Origin of the sequence: Mesorhizobium sp. M7A.F.Ca.US.002.01.1.1 (assembly GCF_004022955.1) — a bacterium.
In the GTDB taxonomy this organism is placed as follows: domain Bacteria; phylum Pseudomonadota; class Alphaproteobacteria; order Rhizobiales; family Rhizobiaceae; genus Mesorhizobium; species Mesorhizobium ciceri.
The window spans coordinates 1-9478 of record NZ_RZQE01000218.1 but is presented as its reverse complement, the minus strand read 5'-3'; the positions used below and the strand labels follow the sequence as shown (position 1 = coordinate 9478).

The 9478-nt window shown below is 60.2% G+C and carries 6 protein-coding genes and 1 pseudogene; 2 read left to right on the top strand and 5 right to left on the bottom strand.

The features are described from left to right. Nucleotides 1-27 precede the first annotated feature (27 nt). From EN932_RS20480 to EN932_RS20465, 3 genes and pseudogenes are all read right to left on the bottom strand, one after another. The gene (locus EN932_RS20480; RefSeq protein ID WP_206618950.1) at nucleotides 28-1176 is read right to left on the bottom strand and encodes a PHB depolymerase family esterase; all 1149 of its coding nucleotides are present in this window, start codon (nucleotides 1174-1176) and stop codon (nucleotides 28-30) included. A gap of 134 nt (nucleotides 1177-1310) precedes the next feature. Continuing rightward, entirely contained in the window at nucleotides 1311-1793 is a 483-nt protein-coding gene (locus EN932_RS20475; protein WP_128369021.1) for a hypothetical protein, read from the bottom strand. A 683-nt stretch (nucleotides 1794-2476) separates the two neighbouring features. Next, nucleotides 2477-2737: pseudogene (locus EN932_RS20465) on the bottom strand (ATP-dependent DNA ligase); the annotation flags it as partial. Nucleotides 2738-3210: 473 nt separating this feature from the next. Between EN932_RS20465 and EN932_RS20455 the strand changes: the two are divergent. Continuing rightward, complete coding sequence (locus tag EN932_RS20455; protein ID WP_128369020.1) at nucleotides 3211-5373, top strand: serine hydrolase; 2163 nt, start codon at nucleotides 3211-3213, stop codon at nucleotides 5371-5373. A 109-nt stretch (nucleotides 5374-5482) separates the two neighbouring features. Then, on the top strand, nucleotides 5483-7198 hold the full coding sequence (locus EN932_RS20450) for a ShlB/FhaC/HecB family hemolysin secretion/activation protein (RefSeq protein WP_127367440.1): 1716 nt from the start codon (nucleotides 5483-5485) through the stop codon (nucleotides 7196-7198). 27 nt (nucleotides 7199-7225) lie between these two features. Here the strand turns inward: EN932_RS20450 and ampH (EN932_RS20445) are convergent, their stop codons facing one another. Both ampH (EN932_RS20445) and ampH (EN932_RS20440) read right to left on the bottom strand, forming a co-directional pair. Further along, nucleotides 7226-8383, bottom strand: a complete 1158-nt coding sequence (ampH, locus tag EN932_RS20445) for a D-alanyl-D-alanine-carboxypeptidase/endopeptidase AmpH (RefSeq protein ID WP_127371199.1) — start codon at nucleotides 8381-8383, stop codon at nucleotides 7226-7228. A 45-nt stretch (nucleotides 8384-8428) separates the two neighbouring features. Beyond that, nucleotides 8429-9478, bottom strand: a 1050-nt coding sequence (gene ampH, locus EN932_RS20440) for a D-alanyl-D-alanine-carboxypeptidase/endopeptidase AmpH (protein ID WP_128369019.1), incomplete at its 5' end; no start/stop codon positions are given.

Below are 9478 nucleotides of genomic sequence, written 5' to 3'. Positions count from 1 at the left end.
GAAAAAGAGCTCCTCCGCCACAACAATTCAGCGCATCAACCCCGCCGCGCGCAGAGCATTTTCGATGACCTTGGAAATCCCACTTGCCGGACCGCGCGCATTGGCTCGCTCCGGCGTGGGATCGATTCGGGCTGCCCGCGGTTTTTCCGTTGGTGCAAAGGACTGCAATGCGGCGCCTGAAGCGACCTCGGCTTTGGCTTTGCGTCGCACGTCCGGCTTCGTCAATTCCCAGAAGCGGGCGATGTGGCGTGTCGAGGAAATCCCAACATCCAGCATGAAAGGCCCTGCGTTGCCGAGACTATCGCCGCCGCCAGTTTGCAGTGGCGTCCCATGGCCCATGCCGGCAATGGTGAACGTCTCGACTACCTCGCGCCCGTTGCTGTCGCTCCAGACCTTCCGCGTCTGGCCGTCGACCTTCTCTATGCGTGTTGGCTTTTCGCCGAGATTGTGCACGCTTTGCCACTGCGCCAGGACTGCATCCGCATTGGCAGGCACAACAGTCGTGTCGGCCGAGCCCTGCCATATCGAAATACGCGGCCACGGACCCTTGTGCGGCGAGGCCGCCCGCAACAGCCGCTGGAGGTCGGCTTGGGACGGACCGCCATGGCCGCGCATGCGGTCGAAGGCTGCGGAGATCGTCGAAGCACTTCCATAGGCGAGCCCGGCAATGATCGCGCCGCCGGCAAACAGTTCGGGATAGTCCGCCAGCATCACCGCCGCCATAGCGCCGCCGGCGGACAGACCGGTGAGAAAGATCCTCTTGCGATCGAGGCCATGCGTAACCACTGCCGCCTCGATCATCTGGCGGATGGACAGTGCCTCGCCGCTGTCGCGCCTGATATCGCCTGGTACAAACCAGTTGAAGCAAAGATTGGGGTTGTTGGCGCGCTGCTGCTCGGGGAACAGCACCGCAAAACCATGCTCGGCGGCGAGCTCGCTCCAGCCGGAGCCATGATCATAGCTGGCCGCGTTCTGGGTGCAGCCATGCAGCACGACGACCAGCGCCGCCTGCCGGGCCAGGTTCTTCGGAAGATAAAGCCTCGCGCGCAGGGCTCCGGGATTGGACCCGAACCCTGTAATTTCGGACAAGTGAGCGTCGTTCCGTTCTCCGGATCCAGCTGCTGGCCGCGCGTGCATCGCGTTCAGGCGAGCGATCGTATCGGATATATTTCGCACGTCGGTGTCCTTGTGCGCCGGAATGGCAAGGTCCTGCACAACGCACATGCAGCAATATCGTTGCTGCGATGCACAAGAACAAGCCGTTGCGTCCGTGAACCTATAGATTGAATTGCGCGCTCGGTGAGGCGAACTCAGAGGCCCAGCGCTAGTCTAAGTTTGCGGAGGAAACAAACCGGGCTTGCGGAGGAAACAAACCGGGAAACGTCCTCGCCGTTTGCAGGCCGCCTCTCGAGTAGCCCGAGCGACGACACAATGACTGAGAGCATGTTATCAAAATCATGGGCGATGCCGGCGGTCAGTTGGCCAACCGCCTCCATTTTGTGCGCCTGGTGAAGTGCCCGCTCGCTCTTCAGGCGACCTCGGCCGCCTCGGCCACGCGACGTTCGAGTGTATGGGAGTTTAAGCAGTTCGGCGTTGGCCCGCTCTGCAGTGCGGCGCGCTTCCAGAAGCTCTCGTTCATAGCGGCGGCGGTCGGACGCATTGAAGACGGTGATGCGGATGAACCGCAGATTGCCCGATTCGCTGCGCCGCTCCGCGGCGTTGACGAGGACAGGAAGGGTCGATCCATCCGCGCAGACCAGGTCCAGCGCGACCTCGCTGAAAAATGCTTGCATCCGCATTAGCGGAGCAAGTGGGTTTCGTAGTAGATTTTGCCCGCGATGTTCAGGTAATCCTGAAACCACCTGAGCAACGATAGCTAGCGTTGCCAGATCGCCTGCCGGTTTAGCGGTCGCGTAATACGGCTCATGTCTTGCCTGGTCGGTGCCTTGGGTTCAGCCAAGGATCAGTTGAGCAAGGACCATAGTGAGAGCCATCGGTACCGGAACGGCTATAAGGCAACACGTCTCAATGATCCTGTTCTCTCGCTTATCCATCTTCGTCACCTCCCGATTTTCGTTCTCATTTTGACGTCTACAGCCAGCCGTGAGAAGCGGTTCCAGGCGGTGGCCGTCAGAGATGCCGCCGCTGCTGCATATTAGCAACACCTTGTCGAACCCTCGGCTGCCGAGCATTAGTCCTCCTCGCAGCGGCGAAGCGTGGCGCCCCGCAACCCTGCATGATGTCTTCGAAGATCGGGCCGATCTCTTCATCGATCTCCTGGCCCGGAATGCCCTGGCTCGCGCTGCCCGTTTTGCGTCCACAGCCATATCGATCACCATCCGATATCCAATGGGAGAGAAAATCGCTTCCCCGCTTGCTCATTCTTCCCGAAAGTCCTGCAGCCATGCATGGCAAGAGTCTGCCTCGCCACGCACATGCTTCACGCTTCATGCCTTTTGGCGCCGATCAGGCGTGGCTTTGATGCCAGCCCCTCCAGACCGGCTTCATCGATCAGGTGATGGATTGGCCTCGCTGGGCAGCGCCTGGCTGAATTGGATGCGGATGTTGGCGGGGATCACGCTTTCAAGGATCTCACGCCGTTCCTCCAGTGCCATGTCGCGCAGGTCATGACCGTTGAGGTGCAGCAGGTCGAAGGCGACAAAGTAGAGGTCGTGCTGCCGTCGTGTGATGCCTTGCGCAGCTCGGCGAAGTCAGACAGGCCGGCATCGTTCAACACAGCCGCACTTTCGCGACGCCAAGTGACTCCACTTGGCTGCAAATGCGCGCTGGTCGCCGAAGGTGCGTAAGCGCACCCCTTGATAGGGATCGGAATTCCGCATGTCAGGGTCTGCTCCAATCGGAGACCGCACGGCTCAACCATTCGCCGGAAAGGACTGTTTCTCGCCGATACGAGCTCGTAAACATGGCTCGCTCCGAGTTCACGTCGGACAAGCGGAAGCTCTCGGCGCTGAAGTTGCAGGCTGCCGCGGCGATAGCGGCGTTTCTGACAAAGATTCGCCAGATCAGAATCGAGTTCACCTTCCGTCATCCACTCTTTGGATGATATGGAAAAGGTGCTCGGGAGACGAGAATGTCGGTTAAGGAGGCGAACTGACATTCGCCGAAGATCGGAGGATGCATGTCGAAGACCGATGCAGTCGACGCATGCGGTGAAGTCGCCAAATGATAGGCGGTTGTTTCAGGCCGGGGATGGGCGGTTGGCTTGGCATTGCGCTCCTGGCCCTCTTGCCTTCCGGTCCGGCCTTCGCTTTTGAAAGCCCGGATGAAGTTAGCGCAGCGAATCCCCTGAAATGCGGAGCACCTGACGATTATTCCGGATCGAGCGAATGGGTCAGCAACTTCAGCATCAGCGACAAGCGTCAACCCGTCGGTCCGGTCTTTCAGCAAACACGAAGCAACGTTCTTGATCGTAGGGTTGCGCTTCTACAGAGCGTACTCACGGACAAATCTGTTTACGCCTCAGCGATTGATGGAGTGTTTGGTTCGCAGACAGCAAGCGCTGTGAAGTCCTTCCAGAGCACATATGGAATGCCCGTTGACGGCACAGTGGGGATGCAGACCGGTAGTGCACTCGGGCTGCCGTTTTGGCAAGCGAACAAGGCGTGCAGTCTAGCCCCGCCATTTCGCGACGATGCGAAATATCCTGAAGCTACTGAATTCAACTTCAGAAGTCTGGTCGGGATCGGCAATTTCTTTAGCAGCCTGCCGGACGCTGACTATAGTTCCTCAAATGCGCTTACTCGGAGGGCCCTTCGAACAAACAATCCCGGCGCCATAAACATCTCGAAATGGCAGCGAGACAGCATGAGAGGATATGTGGGTTGCACTCTGCCAGACCGGTACGGCAACCAAACTGCCATTTATGAAACCCCAGAGTATGGGGTAGCTGCTTGGGGTTTTCTCCTCCGCAAGATCTATTTCCACGGAAACAAGTCTAAGGTCACCGTCGGCGACATTGTGGATAAGTATAGAGGCGACAATTCCCGCGATCCTTACATTGATGGATATAAGAAATATTCGGATGGCAAATTGGTCGAAGATTATGAAGTCGACCTGTATAGCAATCGTGAACTCGCGATGCTGGCCATTGCCGCCTACTCGCACGAACTCGGCTCCTGGTATCCTCTCACGGACAAACAGCTTCTGGCAGGCTTTTCAATTACCGATGATTATATTGACTCGGGCGTCAATGACGAAGTCATCGTGTCTTCTGAAGAGATGAATCCGGATCTCTATGTAAAACATCCTGATAGCGAAGGCCCGGCACGCTCGACCGGCTTAACCGCGGCTCAGTTGAGAACAGCCGATGCAAAGGTCCAGGCCGGCCTACAGGAGCTCCTCGATGCAGAGGATGGACCTCCCGGGGCGATCGCCACGCTCTACCGCGACGGTCGCATGACCGTACTCACAGCGGGGCGCGCCGATGTCATATCGGGTGAGGCGCTGGGGGTCGACCAATACATGCGCATCGCCAGCATCTCAAAAGCATTCAACGGCGCCATTGCCCTGCACCTCGTCCAGAAGGGCCGGCTCGGCCTCGACGACACCATCGGCCAGCACCTGCCTGATCTGCCGGCGGCATGGTCGGCCGTCACGGTCCGCCAGATGCTGAACCACACCAGCGGCCTGCCCGACTACTTGCAGTCCAAGGGCTTGGCCGAGCAGGTCGCGACAAATCCTCAAGGTTACGTGCAGCCCATTGAGATCATCGGCTGGGTCCGCAACGACCCGCTCGAGTTTACGCCCGGCACCCAGTATACCTACTCCAACACGGACAACGTCGTCGTCGGGCTGATCGCCGAGGCGGTCACAGGAATGCCCTACGGGACGCTGCTGAAGAACATCGCGTTTGGTCCTGCCGCCCTCGCCCAGACGAGTTTCCCCACGCGCGACATCGCGCTGCCTGGGCCCGCCATCCACGGCTATGTCGTCGCGCCCGGATCCGAGCCGAAAGATGTCACGACCTTCGTCAGCCCGAGCGGTGCGTGGGCGTCGGGCGCGATCGTGTCGACGCCTGATGATTTGTCGATGTTCATACGGGCAGATCTCGGACTGAAGTTCTTCGGCGCTGCCGAGCAGATTGAACAGATGAAGTTCGTGGCCGGCAATTCCAGTCCGCCCGGACCCGGGACGAACGAGGCCGGTCTCGGACTGTTCCGCTACACCACGCCGTGCGGTGTCGTTTATGGCCACACCGGCAGTTTCCCGGGCTACACGCAGTGGGCGGCATCAACCGCCGACGGGACGCGCTCGGTCACCACCACGCTGAACATCGCTGAGCCGGCTGGCGCGTTGCTCGACCGCTTGCGGGAGGTTCAGGCTCAGGCGGTCTGCGCTTTGTTGGGGCACTGACGGGTGTGCATCGCGGGATGACGGACCCCGACATATTTGCTAATTTGCTAAACCAAGTTTCGAATAACCGTTGATTTTCCCTGCCACGACATGTCAGCGAGTTTGATTGATGCCTCTTCGCAAGGCGCTGTCCCACTGGTTCGACGCAGTACGTCGCGTGTCCATCAGTCTTGCAACCAGTGCCTTCATGGTCGGACCGAGCCTTAGCCAGACGATCCCCGAGCGGATCGATTCGGTGGTTTCGGATCAGAACGAGATCATCCGACGCTATTCCGCTCCGAGGAAGCCCGGCACGATTGACCTGTCAGTTCCGGATGCACGCAAGGCAACGAGCTCGGAACAAGCCGAAAAAACAATGTTTACCTTGAGGTCGATAACCGTTCGAGGCGCGGTGACGGTGCCCAGCGCTACGCTGGAGCAAGCGTGGGCCGCGCAGCGGAACAAAAAGATAAGCGCCGCCGACCTTTACGCCATCGCCGAGCGGATCGACGAGATCTACCAGAAGGCCGGATATTTCTCGTGGGCCGTCGTTCCCGAGCAGGACTTTTCATCCGGCAACGTCGTCATCGTTCTCTACGAATCCTACGTGCGCCGGGTCACCATCAACAGCGCCATCCCTGATATTGAGCGGCGTTTGAAACCTTACATCGATCGCATCGTCGCCATGCGGCCAATCCGGATCAAGGAGGCCGAGCGCGTGCTGTTGCTGATGAGCGATCTTGGCGGCCTGACCATCGAAGGCACTTTCATTCGGCCCGAAACGCCCTCCGCCGGCGGTGATCTGAAACTCGACATTGGCTTCAAGCGGGCCGGCGCAAACGCAATAGTCGACAATCTCGGCAGCAATGCCGTCGGCCCATTTCAGCTGACCGGCACCGGCACCTTCAACGATGCGCTTAGGCTGTTCGATGTGGCGAACATCACCCTGGTGACCATTCCGGACAGTCCCGAGGAGTTGAAGTTCGTGCTGGCTTCGCACGATGTCCCGATCGGGTATGACGGACTGCATGTAGGCTATAGCATCGGTTATGTCTCTTCCCAGCCGGGCGCCGACCTCAAGCCTCTCGATGTCGACATAGCCTCTAGGTTCGGCAGCGCGTATGCCAACTACCCACTGCTGCGGACAATTGACCACAGCCTGTTTAGCCGCCTTGAATTGAACTTCAAGGACAACTCGCTGGCGTTGGGCGGCGAAACGCAGACGGATGAGGACCTCCGATGGCTGGCGGCCTCCCTTAAGTATACCGGTGAGTTGGAAAACGGCGCCATCACGCTGACAGGTACTTTCGGCCAAGGCCTCGACGGCTTTGGCGCGAGCAGCAGCACCGATCCGCTTGCACCGCGTCCAGGCGTTCCTGATGACTACAGGTATTTTCGGGGCGACCTCGACCTTACCAAGGAGATCGCTTCGCTGGCCGTCGCCCACCTCAGAGTGGCTGCTCAATATGCGCCGACGGCGGTGCCATCGTCGGTCCAGTTGGTGCTCGGCGGCGATCCCTATGGCCTGGCTTTCGATGGCTCGGCCGCTTCAGGCGATAGCGGGATAGCGGCCTCGCTGGAATTGGGACGCAACATCGAACTCCCGGAGGCTTTGCCGACCCCAAATCTGAACGTGTTTGCTTATGTCGATTACGGTGCGGTCTGGAACCACGATACGGGCGTGGATTACATCGAGGCGGAACTCGGCTCGGCCGGAATAGGTGCAAAGGCTGCATTTGGGCAACACCTCAATGCAAGGGCGCTTGTTGCGGTACCGTTCAGAGATAACCGAGGTCTGACTGATACCGGCACGCGTTTTTTGTTCCAGCTAATCAGCTCGTATTAGGTGGCGTAGCTCCCGCCTGAACTGCCCTTATCTTGGCGCAAGTTGCGCGACGAGATCATTCGTTGCTGCGACCATCGCCTTGAACCCGCCGACACTGAACTGATTGATCGAGGCGAAGACACCGACACCGCGCGTTGGCGCCAACACCACATAACTGAACTGCCCCTGCAATCCGCCGGTCTTGTTGAGCATCATGGGCTTGTCCTTGTCGGCCAGAACTCCGACCCAGCCAAGCGTCATCATTCCCATCGGCCCCGCATCGTCGATGCCGATTACCGGCGAGAGACCGTCGCGCCAGAGCCAGCCCGCATGGTCGACGGTACGCTCCGCATCGCCGGCCGCATCCTTGCGAAGGTGCCAGGCCATGAACTTCATCATGTCGGCGGCGGAGGTGTAGAGCCCGCCCGCGCATCCGATCGTTTCCGGCGAAGGAACGAGGGGCAACGGTGTGCCGTCGAAGAAATGGCCCTGCATGGTCCGCGCCGCATCGCCTTCCGCCAGGTTGAGCTTGGTGTCGGTCAGTTGGCGGGGCGTGAGCACCCGCTCGGCCAGCAGATCGCCATAGGACTTGCCACCGGCATTGGCCAGCGCGAGGCCGAGCAGATCGTAACCCCAGTTCGAGTAAAAGGCACCCGTGCCGGGAGGGAAAAGATAGGGTTCTGGCTTCGCAAGCTCAGCGCGGCTGAGGTCGAAGGTATTGCCGGCGAACGGGTCGTCCGGCGTGCCGCCTGTCTGGTTCGGTACCTCGCGCGGCAGGCCGGATGCCTGCGTCACCAGATCGATGAGCCTCGGCGTTCGTCCTTCGCGCCCAGGCACGGTCCAGTCCTTCCCGAGGTGTTTGGCAAGGGGATCGGTCGCGCCGATGACGCCATCCACAATCATCGAGCCCATCAGATCGCCGCAGAAGGTCTTGGAGATCGAGGCTATCCGCATCAGCGTATGTTCGTCGGGCACCTGCCCCGAGCCCTTGCGGATTTCGCCGAAGCCAGCGAAGGCCGTCTCGCCGTTGCGAACCGCGGCGATCACGAGGCCAGGAGCGCCCGAGCCCAGGAAGGCGATGCCGCCGGCAAATCCCACGGCTTCCTCAAGCAGACGATCTTTGGCGGCGGCGACGTGAGGAGCCGCAAGGACGCAGGCTGCCGTGAAGCAGAGGATGAGCAAGCGCCTGTGGCCTGAACCGGTCATTGGAATGTCCTCGACGAGAAATCTGATTGTGAGACGAGAGCGCAGTCAGCGGGGCGCGAGCTGATAGATCAGTTCGTTTACTGCGTGCACCATTGCTTCAAAGCCCCCGGCGCTGAACTGGTTGATCGCCGCGAAGACGCCGACGCCGCGCGTCGGCGCGATGGCAACATATGTAAACATGCCTTGTCGCCCTCCGGATTTGTGAAGCACCAGCGGACGGTTGCCGTCGGCCTCTACCACAACCCAACCGAGTGCCATCGCATCCATCGGCGCGCCACCGTCGTCGAGGCCCAGCGCCGGAGAGAGCCCATCCCTCCTGACTAGGCTGGCGTGGTCGATAATGCGGCGTGCATCGTCCTCTGAGCCGCCTTGAGCCAAGTGCCAGGCGATCCACTTCAGCATATCGTTGGGCGTCGTATAAAGCCCCGAGGCGCATTCCATCGTCATCGGTGTCGGCACGAAGGGAAGCGGCGTGCCGTCGAAATTGTGGCCCTGCATCAGCCGGCCCTCGTCACTAGGTCGCGGATTGAAGACCGTGTCCACCATGCCGCGTGGCCGCAACACGCGCTCCTCCAAGACGGTAGCGTACGGCTTGCCAGCCGCTCCGCTGATCGCCAGTCCCAGGAGGTCGAAGCCCAGGTTCGAATAGAGCGCGCCAGTTCCGGGAGGAAACAGAAACGGCTCCCCGTGCATGGCTGCGATCATCGCTTCCTTTGTGTGGCCGGCGTAGGGATCGTTGGGTGTTCCACCTGCCTGGGCCATCTCGCGCGGCAGGCCGGATGTCTGTGTCGCGAGGTCGATGATCCTTAGGGTCCGCCCATCCTTCTCCGGCACCACGAAACCGTCAGGCAGGTGCGTCTGAACAGGGTCCGTCAGGCCGATCTCTCCTTTTACCAACAAACTGGCGAGAGCGTCTCCGCAAAATGCCTTCGAAATGGATGCCACTCGCATCATTGTGTCGGCATTCGGCTCTATGCCGGATCCGCGGACCGTTTCGCCGAAACCGGCAAACGCCGTCTCGCCGTTGCGAACGCCGGCGATCACCAGGCCCGGCGCGCCTGAACTCACAAAAGCGAATGTACCGGTGAATTCGAC